Consider the following 14,819-nt stretch of genomic DNA (forward strand, 5'->3'; position numbering starts at 1 on the left):
GCTTGAATATAGGAGTCATACCTTAGCATCATAATTTTTTATTATTTACCCTGTCTACTTGACAGGGAGCAGTTCAGACTTCAACATTATCAAGAGTGCGGATTTTCTATTTCATATGAAGAACAAGTGGTAATCGATAAAAGAAAAAAGGAGTTGGCATTAAATAATGGGATTTGTAAAGAAAATTATATTGAAATTGATGCAAGAAAGTCAGAGAGACAATGGATTAAAGAACATATAGAAGAATCTAACCTCAAAAAAATAATTGAATTTGAAAATATAGATTGGAATTTGTGTGAAGAGTGTGCTAACAAAAGCTTTGTTAAAATAGCTTGTGAGTATAAAAAAAATAATGATAGTTGCACTACGCAAGATATAGCTACATTATTAAATATTGATAGAAGTAGTATTGTTGATTATCTAAAAGTTGGAGCAAAATTAGGGTGGTGTTCATATGATTGCAAGGAAGAAATGCGAAGGAGTGCATCTAGAAATAGAATAAAAAAAGGCGTAATATTGTATGACGAAAATGGTGGTGTAATAGGTAAATTTTCGTCAATGACTGAGTTATCAAATAAAAGCATAGAATTAGTTGGCTTTAAAATGCATCTATCTGAAATATCAGCTAGATGTAATGTAAATAGTAGCCGTTTTAGGAAGGGATATAATGGATTTTTTATTGAAAATAAAGAGTCAAATGAATAAAATAGTAGGAATAATTAGTCCTACTATTTTACATGTTTTAAAAGGTACACCATTTGAAACAGTATAAACAAGACCTAAAATACTATTAAACTGTATTTCAAAAGGTATGAAAAGTGATTAAGAAATGTTTCAAAAATGTAATTGATATTTTGAAACATATTTAATAATATAATTACATCAGATAAAACAAACGGAGGGAATGGGAGTGAAAAATAAAGTATTTGGATATGTAAGAGTTAGTAGCAAAGAACAAAATGAGGGAAGACAGGTAAAAGCAATCAAAGAATATTGTAAAAACAATAACATTGTAATAGATGAAAGAGACATATATCTTGATAAACAAAGTGGTAAAGATTTCAATAGAGAAGAATATCAGCTATTAAAAAGAACCGTGAGAAATGGTGATATAGTTGTAATCAAGGAAATGGACAGACTGGGAAGAAATAAAGCCGAGATAAAAAAAGAAATCGAGTGGTACAAAGAGAACGAAATAATGTTGAGGATATTAGATATACCTACTACATTAATGGACTTCAGTGCCTATGATAGCTCTATGGCAAAAGCTATGATGGAAATGGTTAATAATGTGCTAATAGAGGTATTAGGAACAATAGCAGAAGAAGAAAGAAACAAGATTAGAGAAAGACAAAGAGAAGGTATAGAAATAGCTAAATCAGAAGGAAAGCATCTAGGGAGACCTAAAACAGAATATCCTACAGGATGGGAAGAAATATACAAGACTTGGAAGGGTGGAGAAATAACAGCAACATCAATGATGAAGCAATTAGGATTAAAAAGAAATACATTCTATAGATTAGTTAAAAAATACGAAGAAGCATCTAGAGATGAATAATCTAGATGCTTTTGTTGTATCTGATGTTTGGGGTAGTTAATTAATAATGCTACCTCCTATACGTTGTTTCATCGTACAGGAGAGAACAAAGAGGATGGGAGAGGAGAGTTGTGTATAAAAAATTACGAAAACTAGGTAAGGGGGGAATCATAAAATAGGACATAGGGGGGAATCTCATAAATTGAAAGCTTGTAAATGGATGGCGAGTAATACCCTAGGTGAAGAGGTAGAATTAAAAGAAAGCGTGTATATGGTGGGATATAGGCGTTTTTTTATTTTGAACTATTCTAGAGTATCAGCCTAGAAAGTTGAGAAATATTTTTTAATAATGGGCGAATTTCTCTTTACAATTTACGTTGAATCAAAATGGTACTGTTGAAAGTTAACGTTCAAAAGTTGAGAAAGTTTATGAGAGTTTTACATTTAGAAATTTCATTGGCAATAATAGTGCGAATAAAGAAAATGTAACACAAAGAAAGGAATAGTAATGAGAAAGGATGATGTATTAAATACAAGAGTCAAATCAAAGTTGAGAGCTTATTGCATTAGCACGAGGAGAGAGCCTGTCAACGCCAATTACAACAGTGCTAATAGAGTACCTAAATAACAATTAAATCAATGAAAAGAAAATGAAAAGAAAGAAGAAGGAGAAAGTAAAGATGAAAATAGTAGAAAGAACAGTTGAAACAATGGCACAAAGTTTAATTGAGACCTTTGAGAGGTTAAAGAAAGAAGGAGAATTTACGATTGATAAAATTAATGGAAGACCAAAAGAAGTGGTTGGATTCGGCTACAGAATATAGCCAAAGAATTGAGAAAGATGAAGAACTAAAGAAAGCAAAGAAAGCATTCTATTCTGTAAATAGAAAGGCTATGAAGGAGGGCATGAAGGTATTTCATAAAGAGGTATTTAATTACATTGTAAAGATGAATATGATTTCATTTGATTTTTATATAGATATATTTTATACGACGTTTAGATATTCAAATAATAATCTATTGAATGCTTTTTATATGGAGATAAAAAAGCAACAGGTGAATATATCTGATGCTGATATTTATGGAATATTCAATCTTTATTCATTGTGGAATAGTTACATAGGGTTTGTATCTGAGTATAGGCTGTTGATTTCATTGCAATATGCATTGAAGAGTGTAGATGGAATTGAAATAGTTAGTAATGATTGGCTAGATTACAACCACAAAGTAGATATTCAAGTTATTAACCATAACACAAAGAAAATATTGAATATACAAGTTAAAATCTCAACATGGTTGAGTGGACTAAATGGAAAGAATCATACAAAAATGGTTGAGAAGCTGAGAAGGTATGAAAGGATACTGAAGGAATCTGATGTAGCTTGTGATTATGATACAATCAGTGCTTTTGTATTTAGTCATGAAGAGAACAGAGAGATTGTAAAATACAGTAACTTGGAGAAAAGTTTAATTCCGATTGATAATGCATTTTGGGGACGTAAAGTTGCATATGTGGATTATGGATTAAATATTATAAAGCCATCTGTAGCTACAACTGAGGAGTTAATAGATGAAGTTAAAATTGCTATTGGAGTAATAACAGAAGAAGAGATAAAAGAAAGAATACGATTGAAAGAACTTGAGTTGCAAAAGGGAGAAGAGCTATGGCAACAAGAGTGTGAAAGAGTTAGAAGAGAATATGAAGAAAGAAAAAGACAGGAAATATGGACAAATGTAGCTTCATGATGAAATCAAGAGAGTTGGGATAGGTAATCTCAACTCTTCTTGCTATCCCCCGAGTTATTTGTTGATTGTGATTCAAAGTGTAACTAGAGTACAAGATGATATTAATATACACAATTTTCCCTTTTGGAAAGTTTTGAACACCTCTTCAAGAGTTAAAAAGTTAATTGTAAAATATTAGGCTGTGCAAATATATCACTATTAGTGTACAAATATATCACTAAAAATCAAAAATATGTACAAATATATCACTTGCATTGTGCAAATATATCACTTTTGATGTACAAATACAGGATATGTAGTAATAGATTTTACTAATAGAACAATTAATAGAAAAAAGAAAGAGAAAAGTAATAGATTGAGAGAGCCTAAAGGCTCTTCAAAGAAATCTTTTGAATTTGTGAAAAAATTATATAGAGCTTTTACAAATTAAAAATCTGTTGGCAATAATAAAATGAAATAAAAGTAAAATGTAACACAGAATAAACAAAGAAAGAGAGGACGTAATATTATGTTTGAATCAACAGGATTTAATCAATTCAATATGCCAGAAATTGAGCATATCGGATATGATGAAACTTTAAAAGAAGAGGTTAGGGAGTATGAGAAGCCTAACAATGAAAGATTATTACCAACAACAAAAGAAACTTTAGGAGAAAAAAAGTTCTTGTATGGGTTGTGGCTATGTCTTCAAGAGATGTCGAAAGGAATTTGTACGGATAATTTCAGATATGTAAAGGTTGATGAGGTTAATAATTCAGCTTTAGCAAATAGAATAACAGCTATGACAAGACCTAAAGGAAGTAAAGAGTATTATGAGAAACCAATAGACAGAAGAACAGTAGCTAAAGGGATGAAGTATTTGAAAGATATGAATTTCATAGTTGGTGTAGTAGATGGAAATGAAGTGATAGAAGGCTATAAAGGAGAATATTACAAAATGAAAAATAGGGATACTTTTGAATACTACATAAAAATGAATGTTGATTTCATAAAGATGTTGAGCAGAAGCTTGACACAGGATGCAATAAAAGTGTACATGGTTTACTATTCATTCAATAGAGATGAAGTTGAGGGTCAATGCTTCCTAACTCAAGAGCGGATACTTGAAAGAATAGGATTATCCAAGAGTGGTGATAATTGTGAAAAGTTAACATATATCAACATCATTCTTGAGGAGTTAGGATTGATTGAGAAGTATGTAAAAATTCAGAGAGAAAATGGAAGAGAAGTCAAAAGAAATAATATCATAGTTGCACCTTTGTATTGGAAAACAAAGCTCTATGATAGGCTACAGAAGGTATTAGAAACAAAAGGGGAAATAGGTACAAGAGAAGTGGAGTTGTTGAAAGTTAGCTAAATATATTGCAATGTATTTACAGGGATGTCTAGAGATGGACATCCTTTTGTTATATCTAAAAGATGTGCTCAAGTTTGAGCAGAAGATTGAGAAAGTTACCCAAATTCGATGGTATATTAAATAAAACTTAAATTTCATTTTTAAATAACTGTATTATTAAATGTCGAAACAAAAATACAGACTGAGACAAAAAAAGACAATCTTCGCAAATGTTTTATGGTACAATAAGTAGAAAAAAGTTTTAGCGGGGGAAAGAAATATATGAAAAGTGGTAAATTAAAAAAAATATTAACTAGTAGAATAACTGTGGGAATAGTATGCTTTTTATTAGGAGGAATTGTACTAGGTGGTCAATCAGAGCAACCTATGCAACAAGTGAATAATAGTCAACAATCTCAAGAGCAGAACTCAACAGGAGATAATTCAAATAATAATACCGAGTCAGATGATAAATCACAAAGTAGTAGCAGTAGTGGTTTAACACAGATGCAATTAGGAGAATCATACACTATAACAACTTCAGATGGGGATTATAATGTTGCTATTGAAGGAATTAGATTTACAGATGAAAGAAATCAATTTTCAGAGAAACCAGCAGAGTATGTAATTTTCTTAGATTTTAATTATGAAAATGTTAGTAGTACAGATGAAGTTTATTTATTTGATTCTCATTTCAAAGTAATTGATGAACAAGGAAATGTTCTAGATACTTACCCAGTATCTGATGATGCAAGAGGAAGTAAAAGTCTTCCTATAGGAGCTAAATGTAGTGCTTCTGCTACATATGCAATGCCAACAAGTAGTAAAACATTAAAAGTTCTTTTCTATGATAATATGTTTGGAAGTCCGATTGGAGAAATGACAATAGAGACGGGATTATAATAAAGAAATATTATAGGGTAAAGTGATTTGAATAGTCACTTTATCCTATTTTTGTCTTTAAAATTTATCTCAGAAGTCAGAAAAGTCAATTTACTATTCTATACTGAGATATAAAAGAGAATATTACAACAGCATAAGCAATGGTTACTAGCTGGATATAATTAACAGAAGTACGTGAGATTATTTAGTAACAGCATCAGCCAAGAGAATTAAAATCCAAAAGCCAAAAGCCATACTTATTGTAGTAACAGTACAGTTTTACATCGATTCTGTTGAAAAATGAAATTTTAGCATCATAAACCTATTCTAACTTGTTCATTATCAACGATTTTAAAATTATGTTTTTGTAACAGAAGTTAAATAGTTTTGATTTATTAATTCAGTTTATTCAAATAGAGAACAGTTTCAGCATTGGATATTATGCAATAGTTACTGTAAAAGGGGGAATTAAAGAAGAGGGGGAGATTTATGATTTGTATGGATGGATAGCAAGAGTAAAAAGATGATGATTTACTATTGCTTGAGTATGGAATTAATGATAAAATTCATAGTGATATACATTAGTAATAATTAAATGGTATGGAAGAGCTACAAGTCGCATTGTATGGGCAGTTGAGCAAAAATGATGATGACGTTCAAGAAGTTTACCACAATGCTGAATTCCCAGAAGGATGGGATGAATAGGACTTTTAAGTAAATTTAGTAGTTCTAGAAATGGGTGAAAACTGAATTGACTATGGAATACATAATGAAAACCATAGTACTTTCGATATTAAATACCTTTTGTTTTTACTGATGTAATAGCAAAAGGTATTTTTATTTCAAATATGAAAATGGAGAAGGAGGTTTATCTCAATTAAAAAAGTATAAACCTTCTTTAGCTTTAAAATAGCATTTAAAAAAAGTATTTTATATAAAAGATATTACCAAATTTCATTAAATTCAGTTGTAAAAATTAATTTTGGATCGTTTGTTTCTACTGTATTTGGTATAGGTTTTCTATTCATTTTCCCAAATCCAATAGGTATATAGAAAGTAAAAGGTAGAGGTTTTATTCCAGATTTTAAGTCATTAAAATAATTTAATAAAGCATTTGTAGAACTGGTGTAATGGCTATTATTTAATACAATATCACAATATTTAAATATTGAACCATATGCTGAGTATTCAGAAATTGTTTCAGTTGTTGTGCCTCCATATATAGTTGACATATTATAAATATATTCAGCCGTTTTAAAGCTTGGCCAATAGCCTTTGCCATATATCATTTTATTATAAAATAAATCTTTTTCTTGATTTTCTTGTTGACTTAGCTTGAAAGCAAGTGAGAATTTTTCAAGAAAAATACTTTTTCTAGAAGGAACTTCCTGAAGCGTATTAATATCATAAATCATTAGTTTATTCTTGGCTTCACCAGGGGCAAGGAGTATGCCGTTGCAGCTTTCTTCGTATCCATTCATTGGATTATCAGATTCATCTTGTGAACAATGTGATGATAAATATTTACGTACATAATAAAATCCCCAACCACCATCAAAAGTTTTAATTTCACCATCAACTAAACCTTCAACTCTGCCTTCTAATATTCCTTCGTTAGTAATTATCTTATTAATTTGTGAACTAAAGGTTTTGTTGCATATTGAAGCAATTAAATCATTACAACCTTCAATTAATCCCATTTGAGAATAATTTATATTACCATTATCATGAAACCAACGCATAATTGCAGCAACCATAGGCCATTTTGTTGCAAGTGAATAGGCTGAACCTGCACCGTGATTATAACCAGATATACAATCAGGAGACATTATATTGGGTTTAAATAGTAAAATTTTATTTTTTTTAACTTCCTCTTGCAGTTTACACATAAAATTTGTTTCTTCATCTAAATAATTTAGCATAATAAAGATACCACTATATATATAATCAATTTTCTTTTCGATTTCTGACCAAACTTCTTCATTTTGAGTATTGATAAATTTTTGTAGTAAATCAGGAAGTTCTGAATAAGCTTTATCTGCATCTATATGAACCCCAGCAATTAATGAACCAGCTTCATCAAGTTTAAAACCTTCATTATCTATAAAAATTGGTTGTGTAAATAGTTCAGGCAAAATAATATCCTCCTTATGGATTTAAAAAATTACATTAACAACTTATTTTATTAGGATAAATATTGTGAAATAAAAGTAAATTTATAAATTAAAGTAAAATATTTTATTATATGTTATATTAAGAATAGTATTAGATAAGGACCTTTTAGTTTTAATGTATAGAACTTTAATCAATGAAAAAGAATTTATATAATAATTGAGATAATAAAGAGGAGAATTGAAAATGGGAAAATATTTATTAGATACTAATATTGTTATTAAGCTTTGGAATGATAATTCAATGCTTTTAGGAAAATTGATAGAGAAAAATAAAGTTGTTATATTAAAAGAAGTATTAGAAGAACTTTCAATTAAAGAGAAAAAGATATATAGAAGGCAAGAAATTTTAAGTGAAAGGTTTTGTAAGCTTTTACCCTGTAGTATTGAAGTTAAAAATAGTTATCTGAGTGGGTTCTTTATGATATATGATTACGAAATAAAAGGAAGATTTGAAAATAATAATTTATCAAAAAATGATTTATTACAAATATGTGCTTGTTATACTGATGAAAGTTTAACTTTAATCACAGAAGATAAGGAATTATTTAATATAGCTAATTACATTTTAGGTGAAAATAGAGTTAAAAGTATTTTAGATATTGAACTGTGATAATAGATATATTATAATTTACAGGTATTTCGTTGAGAAATTTGGGAGATACTGTACAGTTACAGAGCCGAAGGGGAAAGTGCGGCAAACTCTCAGGCAAAAGGACCAAATTTTGAGAAAACTCTGGAAAGTCTAATGTATAAAAGACACCGACGAAGCAATCTTAAATGTAGTAGGAGAATCTTTCAGGTAAAAAGACAGAGGCGCAATTATTTTAATAATTAGTCTATTGTAAAAATAAATGAGGGGGATTTTTTTTGGACTACATAACAATTTTAGAGTATATAGGAGTTTTTGCTTTTGCCGTATCAGGAGCAATAGTAGCAATTGAAGAGGAATTTGACGTTTTTGGAATATATATAATTGCAATAATTACAGCAATGGGTGGAGGCGTACTTAGAGATATTGTTACAAATGTTGGAATACCAGTATTTTTTACAAGTTATATGACAATTCCTTTTATTATTGCTGGAACTTTATTTGCCATACTTTTAAAAGGAAGGCTAAAGCACAAGAATTTATTTGTTTTTATAGATGCTATTGGACTAGCAGCATTTTTCGTATCTGCAGCAGTTAAAGCTATTGGTAGTAATTATAATTATATGTTATTCATATTTGCAGCTAGTATAACTGGAGTTGGTGGTGGTGTTTTAAGAGATATTATAACAAATAGAAAACCACAAATATTCAAACATGATATTTATTGTGTTGCAGGAGTTATAGGAGTAACTTTGCTTTGGTTTATTTATCCACTAATTGGAGTAGATGTAGCACAATTTATTGCGTTAATAGCAATAGTAATTATAAGAATGGTAAGTTATTATAAGACTATTAATTTACCAGTAGTATGCAGAAAAAGTGAATTCTTAGAGAGTTAAGTGAAAGTTTAATTTATAAAAGAATATAAAAAGACTAATATTAAAATAATAAGTAAAGGTATGAGGAAAATCCTCATACCTTTTTTGTATAATATTTATTAAATAACCTTAGAAAATGAAATAGAACGTAAATATAGTATAAATATGTGTTAATTTAATTTAAAGATCAAATATGCTACTATATGGTCTATAAGAGCTCAAAATAAAAAAATAACAATTTGATATAAGTTAATTAATACTATATAATACAATTATAGAAAATGTTTTAAATAATTTTTAGAAATGTATAAAAAGATAAAAAATACATATTTAAATTTTTAGGGGGAGGAAATGGTATTAGCTTTAATTATTATAATAGGATTAGTTTTACTTTGGGTAATAATTTCACCCTGTTTTGAAAAAATAGGAGAATTTATTAGGAGATATTATGAAAAAATATTTAATGAGCAGGGGGACGAAAAAAATGAAAAAAGGTAATAAAATAGTTGGTGGAATAGTAGTTGCTGGAGTAATGGTAGTGGGAGGAGTATTAATAACACTGTCAACACATAAAATAAAACCAGGATATGTTGGAGTTGTATATAATTTAAGAGGTGGTATTCAAGATAACATTTTAACTCAAGGTTTAAGAATTGTTTCACCATTTCAAAAGGTATCACAATATTCAGTAGCAACTGAGCAGGCGTATCTTTCAAGAGATAAAAAGGAAGGTTCTTTAGATGATGATTCATTTATGATACCAACATCAGATGGGAAGACCGTTAATGTCGATTTAGAGTTTAGCTATCATTTTGATTCAGATAGACTTCCAGAAACATTCACTAGATTTAAGGGACAAACAGGTAAAGAGATAGAGGATAATTTTATAAGAGGTAAGATGAAAGCATGGACTTCAGAAGTATCTTCTACTTTTTCAGTAATTGATATATATGGTGAAAAAAGATCAGAGTTAAATTCAAATGTATTAGCTCATGTAAAAGAGAAGTTTTATGAGTATGGAATTATAATTGATTCAGTAAATTTTTCTAGAATTGAATTAGATGATGAAACAGCTAAAGCTATTCAAGAAAGAATAAATAAGCAACAGGAGTTAGAAACTGCTAAAATAGAGGCACAAAAAGCAGAAATAGAAGCTGAAAGAAAAAAAGTTGAAGCACAAGGTGAAGCAGATGCAAAAATTATCAAAGCACAAGGTGAAGCTGAGGCAAATAAGATTTTAACACAAGATCTTAATGATGAAATTTTAAGTAAATTGTATATTGAAAAGTGGGATGGTGTATTACCAAAGGTTACGTCAGGTGATATAAGTCCGCTTTTAGATTTAAATAACATAGAATAATAAATAAAACATAATGGAGGAAAATAAAATGGAATATAATATTTTTGGAGGAAATTTACCTGCTGTAACAATAAGATTGAATCAAGGGGAAAGTATTTACACACAATCTGGTGGAATGACTTGGATGACGGAAAATATAGAAATGAATACGAATATGAAAGGTGGATTATTTAAAGGTTTAGGGCGTATGATGTCTGGGGATTCAATATTTATGGCAACATATACAGCGAAACACTATCCGGGAGAAATAACAATATCTTCATCATTTCCGGGTGAAATAATAGTGCTAGATTTATCTGATGGAAGAGAATATGTATGTCAAAAAAGTGCATTTTTATGTGCAGAGCCAGGTGTTAATCTATCACTTACAACTAATAGAAGTGTAAAAGGAGGATTCTTTGGTGGAGAAGGCTTTATAATGCAAGAAGTAAGAGGAAAAGGTAAAGTATTTCTTGAAATTGATGGTAGTGTAGTTGCAAAAGATTTAGCACCAGGAGAAAAATTAATAGTAGATACAGGAAATATAGCAGCTTATGAAAGAAGTGTTAAATATGATGCTAAAATGGTAAAGGGATTTAAAAATATATTATTTGGGGGAGAAGGATTGTTTTTAACGACTTTAACTGGACCAGGTAGAGTATATCTTCAAACTATGACAATGCCAAGTTTTGCTGAAAGAATAATACCATATTTACCAGCATCAAGAAATAATTAAATATTTATATTGAAAGAGCGGTTAATTTGACAGCTCTTTCTTTTTATATCTTTGAATATAGCTATGAGTGGCTGAAATGTTAAAATGATTGTAGCAGATTGTACTAGAAGTAGTTATTTTAAAAAATATAATAGAAATTAAGGAGAAAAATAAAAATAATATAGGTATAACTAGGTTGTTGGAAAAAATTAAAAATGATACAATTTTGTTATTAAACAATTTATGGAAAATAGAAATATAATATTGGGGGGAGTTTTTATGAATGAAAAAACAAAGGATTTGGTATGGGCCGCATTGTTTCTTGCAATAGGTATAGTTATACCTTATGTTTTTCATGTAACTAGTTTGCCAGGACAAATATTTTTACCTATGCATATTCCAGTTTTATTATGTGGGGTAATATTAGGAAAAAAGTATGGTTTGATTTTAGGAATATTATTACCTTTTGTTAATTCAGTACTTTTAGGAATGCCAGCTATATTCCCAACAGGAGTTTCTATGGCATTTGAGCTTGCAACATATGGAATAGTTACAGGACTATTATATAAAGATAAAAAGTATAATATATTTATATCATTAATTGTAGCTATGGTTGTTGGAAGAATAGTATCTGGAGTGGCAAATTATATTTTATTAACAGTAGGTGGAAATGTTTTTGTATTTACAGCATTTTTGACTACAACTTTTATTAAAGCAATACCAGGAATAATTATTCAGCTCATATTAATACCAGTAGTATTAAAGGCTGTAGAGCATGTGAAAAAAGGAGAAGCTGTGATAAATGAATAATAGAGAATTTTTTAATAGCTTAGCTTATAAATGGGATGAAATGTGTCATCATGATGATAAAAAAATAAGAAAAATACTTCAACTATCGGATATAGAGAAAGGCTCAAAAATTCTTGATATAGGAACAGGAACAGGTATATTAATTAGTTATTTGTTAGAAAAGTCGCCATCAAAATTGGTTGCTGTTGATATCTCAGAAAATATGATAGAAGTAGCAAGAGAAAAATATAAGAAAGAAAATGTTGAGTTTGTAGTATCTGATATTATGAATTTTAATGAAGGTAGATATGATTATATATTTATATATTCAGCATACCCTCATTTTAAAGATAAAGAAAAATTATTTGAACATTTATATAAATTATTAAATGAAAATGGAAAAGTTATAATAGCTCATTCTCAAAGCAGAAATGAAATAAACCATGTGCATTCTAAAAGTGATTTAGTTAAAGAAGATTTACTATTACCTGTAGAAGATAATGTTAGAATAATAAATAAATACTTAAGTACTAGAACTACTATTGATAATTCGGAAATTTATTATATAGAAGCTATAAAAAATAAGTAGACATGTTTTAGCATTTATAAAGTATAAGGAGCTGAATTTATAGCTTCTTATACTTTAAAATATAAAAAAGTCTAGACATTTTGAAGAGTATTATATATACTAATAAATATAAGGCGCCATAGCCAAGTGGTAAGGCAGAGGTCTGCAAAACCTTTATTCCCCAGTTCAAATCTGGGTGGCGCCTCCAAAATAGTTTAAATTAAGGGGTTATACACTAAATATTAGTGTATAACCCCTTTTATTAAATATTGGAATAAAAGGATGGTAAATAAAAATATTTCATTTGTATTGAGAATAAGAAATTAATATTTAGATTTAAAGGAGTTAGAGTAAATAATATGAAAAAGCTAAAAAGATTAATTTCAGGAATGATTTTTTTGTGTATGTTTATAACACTTATATCAAAAAGTACCTTTGCAGATGGGACATTATGTAAAATAATATTTTATGATGGTATTCATTATATTGAAGATCCTAAAAACACTCAAGAAGATATTGTTGTTTATTGTATGAATAATGAACTTAATTGGCCACACATAACAGAAAATGGACAACAGATTCCAGATTATATATATGGGTACCTTGATTCAAAGGATATTCAAAATTATGATGAAATGATTAAAAAATTGAAAAAGATTCTTTTTATGGGATATCCTTATAATGGAATGAGACTTTACGAAATTATTGAAGATAAAGATGGATATATTCCTTCTGAAGAAGAATTTAATGATATGTTAAAGCCAGATCCTATTCTTGTAGAGGCATTCCCAGAATTAGGACATCATAAATTTACTATTGATAACTTTAGTGAGAATAAAGATGTTTTATTAAAATTTATTTATGATGTTTTAATGACGAAAGAAACTAATATAAATAGTAGTTTAACAAAACCAGATATTATGGTTAACCCATTTTATAAAGCAGTAATATGTTTAATTAATTTTGATAACCCACTAGAGGCATTTGCATATATGTATTCAGATTCTTATTATGTTACTGAAGAAGAAGCCTATAATAATACTCAAAGTGCAATTTGGAAATTGATGTATGATTATGGAGTTCCATCTAATAACTTAAATGATATATCGAATTATAAACTTGGTGAAGTCTTCATGCAGTATGCTAATTCTGATTTTATTATTCTTGCAGAAGAACCTTTAAGTAATAAAATTGAAGTTAAAAGTGATTTTAAATTTACTCAAGGAAGCGATGGAAAATGGTATAGTGGGAATTTTAGAATAGAAGAGCCTGATGAATATAATGGAATGTATATATTAGATTTACCAGATGGAATTTCATTAATGAATGGATCAGTAGATAATATTTATGGAAATCAAGATTATGTTTTTGTTTCAGATCATATGCCTGAAAGTGATGAAGAATTCAGAATATGGAGTAATATAATGTGGGCAAAAGAACCAAGTCAGTATTCCCCTTTAAAAGATATTGAATATAAAGGTAAAAAGTATCAAAAAATGACGGGACTTTATACAAATAGAACACATTTGTGGACTGAATTTACATATGGAGATGTTTCAAGTGGAGATTTGAAAGTAACGAATAAAGTATCAGGAAATGCAGCAGATAAAACAAAAGAATTTACATATACAGTAATACTTTCAGATAAAACTATAAATGGAAAGTATGGAGAAATGGAGTTTAAAAATGGAGTTTCAATTTTTAAACTAAGAGATAATGAAAGCAAAGAAGCAATAGGATTACCAGCAAATGTTGAGTATGAAATAATTGAAAGTGATAATGAAGAATACCAAGTAACTTCAAGCAATTCAACTGGAAAAATTGAAGCAAATCAAATAATAACGGTAGAATTTACAAATATAAAAAATTTAAAACCAACACAAATACCAGATTTAGATCCAATGCCAATACCAGATGAGGAAGCAAATATAGTTGATACTAATAAACCAATTAATCCATCAACTATACCTAATAAAGAAGAGATAAACCAAAATACTATTGATAAATTACCTAATACAGGTAGAAGTAATTTTATATTAATAGGAATATTAATGATTTTAAGTGGTGTAGCCATAGTAAAAAATAAAAAATAATTTATGAAAATTTAAGACTGTAAATAATTTTATATAATTTAGTTCTAGAAAAATATTACTGGAAAATTTGATTTCCAGTAATATTTTTTTATATAGATTTATTTTTATGAAATATAAAATAGTTTAAGAAATTTTTAAGAAAACTGTAATGGAAAAGAAAAGATAATTAGTGA

General features: G+C 28.5%; 15 protein-coding genes, 1 tRNA gene and 1 riboswitch. Of the genes, 15 read left to right on the forward strand and 1 reads right to left on the reverse strand.

Annotation, left to right across the window (positions count from 1 at the left end; all coding sequences use genetic code 11):
- Positions 1 to 126 precede the first annotated feature (126 nt).
- The 6 genes from HCG70_RS17690 to HCG70_RS13105 all read left to right on the forward strand — a co-directional run bounded on the left by HCG70_RS17690 (position 127) and on the right by HCG70_RS13105 (position 5,522).
- Positions 127 to 705 (forward strand): NUMOD1 domain-containing DNA-binding protein, encoded by a 579-nt coding sequence (locus HCG70_RS17690; protein WP_221697858.1) that lies wholly within the window; start codon positions 127 to 129, stop codon positions 703 to 705.
- A 205-nt stretch (positions 706 to 910) separates the two neighbouring features.
- Positions 911 to 1,558 carry a recombinase family protein gene (locus HCG70_RS13085; RefSeq protein WP_396021003.1) on the forward strand — a complete coding sequence of 216 codons (648 nt, stop codon included), beginning with the start codon at positions 911 to 913 and terminating at the stop codon, positions 1,556 to 1,558.
- Between the two features lie 659 nt (positions 1,559 to 2,217).
- On the forward strand, positions 2,218 to 2,361 hold the full coding sequence (locus tag HCG70_RS13090) for a hypothetical protein (protein ID WP_221697860.1): 144 nt from the start codon (positions 2,218 to 2,220) through the stop codon (positions 2,359 to 2,361).
- Entirely contained in the window at positions 2,306 to 3,283 is a 978-nt protein-coding gene (locus tag HCG70_RS13095) for a hypothetical protein (RefSeq protein ID WP_221697861.1), read from the forward strand. The genes HCG70_RS13090 and HCG70_RS13095 overlap by 56 nt, the downstream gene beginning before the upstream one ends.
- 508 nt (positions 3,284 to 3,791) lie before the next feature.
- Complete coding sequence (locus HCG70_RS13100) at positions 3,792 to 4,640, forward strand: helix-turn-helix domain-containing protein (RefSeq protein ID WP_221697862.1); 849 nt, start codon at positions 3,792 to 3,794, stop codon at positions 4,638 to 4,640.
- Between the two features lie 261 nt (positions 4,641 to 4,901).
- Positions 4,902 to 5,522 (forward strand): hypothetical protein, encoded by a 621-nt coding sequence (locus HCG70_RS13105; protein ID WP_221697863.1) that lies wholly within the window; start codon positions 4,902 to 4,904, stop codon positions 5,520 to 5,522.
- 923 nt (positions 5,523 to 6,445) lie between these two features.
- Here HCG70_RS13105 and HCG70_RS13110 read toward each other — a convergent pair.
- Positions 6,446 to 7,636 (reverse strand): hypothetical protein, encoded by a 1,191-nt coding sequence (locus HCG70_RS13110; protein ID WP_221697864.1) that lies wholly within the window; start codon positions 7,634 to 7,636, stop codon positions 6,446 to 6,448.
- Between the two features lie 223 nt (positions 7,637 to 7,859).
- On the opposite strand from HCG70_RS13110, the gene HCG70_RS13115 reads away from it, so the two are divergent.
- The 9 genes from HCG70_RS13115 to HCG70_RS13155 all read left to right on the forward strand — a co-directional run bounded on the left by HCG70_RS13115 (position 7,860) and on the right by HCG70_RS13155 (position 14,646).
- Positions 7,860 to 8,285 carry a PIN domain-containing protein gene (locus HCG70_RS13115; RefSeq protein WP_042393673.1) on the forward strand — a complete coding sequence of 142 codons (426 nt, stop codon included), beginning with the start codon at positions 7,860 to 7,862 and terminating at the stop codon, positions 8,283 to 8,285.
- A 32-nt stretch (positions 8,286 to 8,317) separates the two neighbouring features.
- A riboswitch (glycine riboswitch) is annotated at positions 8,318 to 8,403 on the forward strand.
- Between the two features lie 139 nt (positions 8,404 to 8,542).
- Positions 8,543 to 9,163: a trimeric intracellular cation channel family protein gene (locus HCG70_RS13120; RefSeq protein ID WP_042393676.1), complete on the forward strand. Its 621-nt coding sequence runs from the start codon at positions 8,543 to 8,545 to the stop codon at positions 9,161 to 9,163.
- Positions 9,164 to 9,493: 330 nt separating this feature from the next.
- A complete protein-coding gene (locus HCG70_RS13125; RefSeq protein WP_172676187.1) occupies positions 9,494 to 9,640 on the forward strand; it encodes a hypothetical protein in 147 nt (48 codons plus the stop codon).
- Positions 9,627 to 10,502 (forward strand): prohibitin family protein, encoded by an 876-nt coding sequence (locus HCG70_RS13130; protein WP_221697865.1) that lies wholly within the window; start codon positions 9,627 to 9,629, stop codon positions 10,500 to 10,502. The genes HCG70_RS13125 and HCG70_RS13130 overlap by 14 nt, the downstream gene beginning before the upstream one ends.
- Before the next feature lie 28 nt (positions 10,503 to 10,530).
- Positions 10,531 to 11,217: a TIGR00266 family protein gene (locus tag HCG70_RS13135; protein WP_042393682.1), complete on the forward strand. Its 687-nt coding sequence runs from the start codon at positions 10,531 to 10,533 to the stop codon at positions 11,215 to 11,217.
- A gap of 258 nt (positions 11,218 to 11,475) precedes the next feature.
- Entirely contained in the window at positions 11,476 to 12,006 is a 531-nt protein-coding gene (locus HCG70_RS13140; protein WP_042393686.1) for an ECF transporter S component, read from the forward strand.
- Complete coding sequence (locus HCG70_RS13145; protein WP_042393689.1) at positions 11,999 to 12,574, forward strand: class I SAM-dependent methyltransferase; 576 nt, start codon at positions 11,999 to 12,001, stop codon at positions 12,572 to 12,574. The genes HCG70_RS13140 and HCG70_RS13145 overlap by 8 nt, the downstream gene beginning before the upstream one ends.
- A 112-nt stretch (positions 12,575 to 12,686) precedes the next feature.
- Positions 12,687 to 12,761, forward strand: a tRNA-Cys gene (locus HCG70_RS13150).
- A 151-nt stretch (positions 12,762 to 12,912) separates the two neighbouring features.
- Positions 12,913 to 14,646, forward strand: a complete 1,734-nt coding sequence (locus HCG70_RS13155) for an LPXTG cell wall anchor domain-containing protein (RefSeq protein WP_221697866.1) — start codon at positions 12,913 to 12,915, stop codon at positions 14,644 to 14,646.
- Positions 14,647 to 14,819 lie beyond the last annotated feature (173 nt).

This window comes from Clostridium sp. K04, from assembly GCF_019734375.1.
Lineage (GTDB): Bacteria > Bacillota > Clostridia > Clostridiales > Clostridiaceae > Clostridium > Clostridium saudiense.

Coding starts and splice junctions, on each gene's coding strand:
- HCG70_RS13135 (WP_042393682.1), top strand. CDS start 10,531: ATGGAATATAATATTTTTGGAGGAAATTTACCTGCTGTAACAATAAGA.
- HCG70_RS13105 (WP_221697863.1), top strand. CDS start 4,902: ATGAAAAGTGGTAAATTAAAAAAAATATTAACTAGTAGAATAACTGTG.
- HCG70_RS13125 (WP_172676187.1), top strand. CDS start 9,494: ATGGTATTAGCTTTAATTATTATAATAGGATTAGTTTTACTTTGGGTA.
- HCG70_RS13140 (WP_042393686.1), top strand. CDS start 11,476: ATGAATGAAAAAACAAAGGATTTGGTATGGGCCGCATTGTTTCTTGCA.
- HCG70_RS13155 (WP_221697866.1), top strand. CDS start 12,913: ATGAAAAAGCTAAAAAGATTAATTTCAGGAATGATTTTTTTGTGTATG.
- HCG70_RS13130 (WP_221697865.1), top strand. CDS start 9,627: ATGAAAAAAGGTAATAAAATAGTTGGTGGAATAGTAGTTGCTGGAGTA.
- HCG70_RS13100 (WP_221697862.1), top strand. CDS start 3,792: ATGTTTGAATCAACAGGATTTAATCAATTCAATATGCCAGAAATTGAG.
- HCG70_RS13090 (WP_221697860.1), top strand. CDS start 2,218: ATGAAAATAGTAGAAAGAACAGTTGAAACAATGGCACAAAGTTTAATT.
- HCG70_RS13115 (WP_042393673.1), top strand. CDS start 7,860: ATGGGAAAATATTTATTAGATACTAATATTGTTATTAAGCTTTGGAAT.
- HCG70_RS13145 (WP_042393689.1), top strand. CDS start 11,999: ATGAATAATAGAGAATTTTTTAATAGCTTAGCTTATAAATGGGATGAA.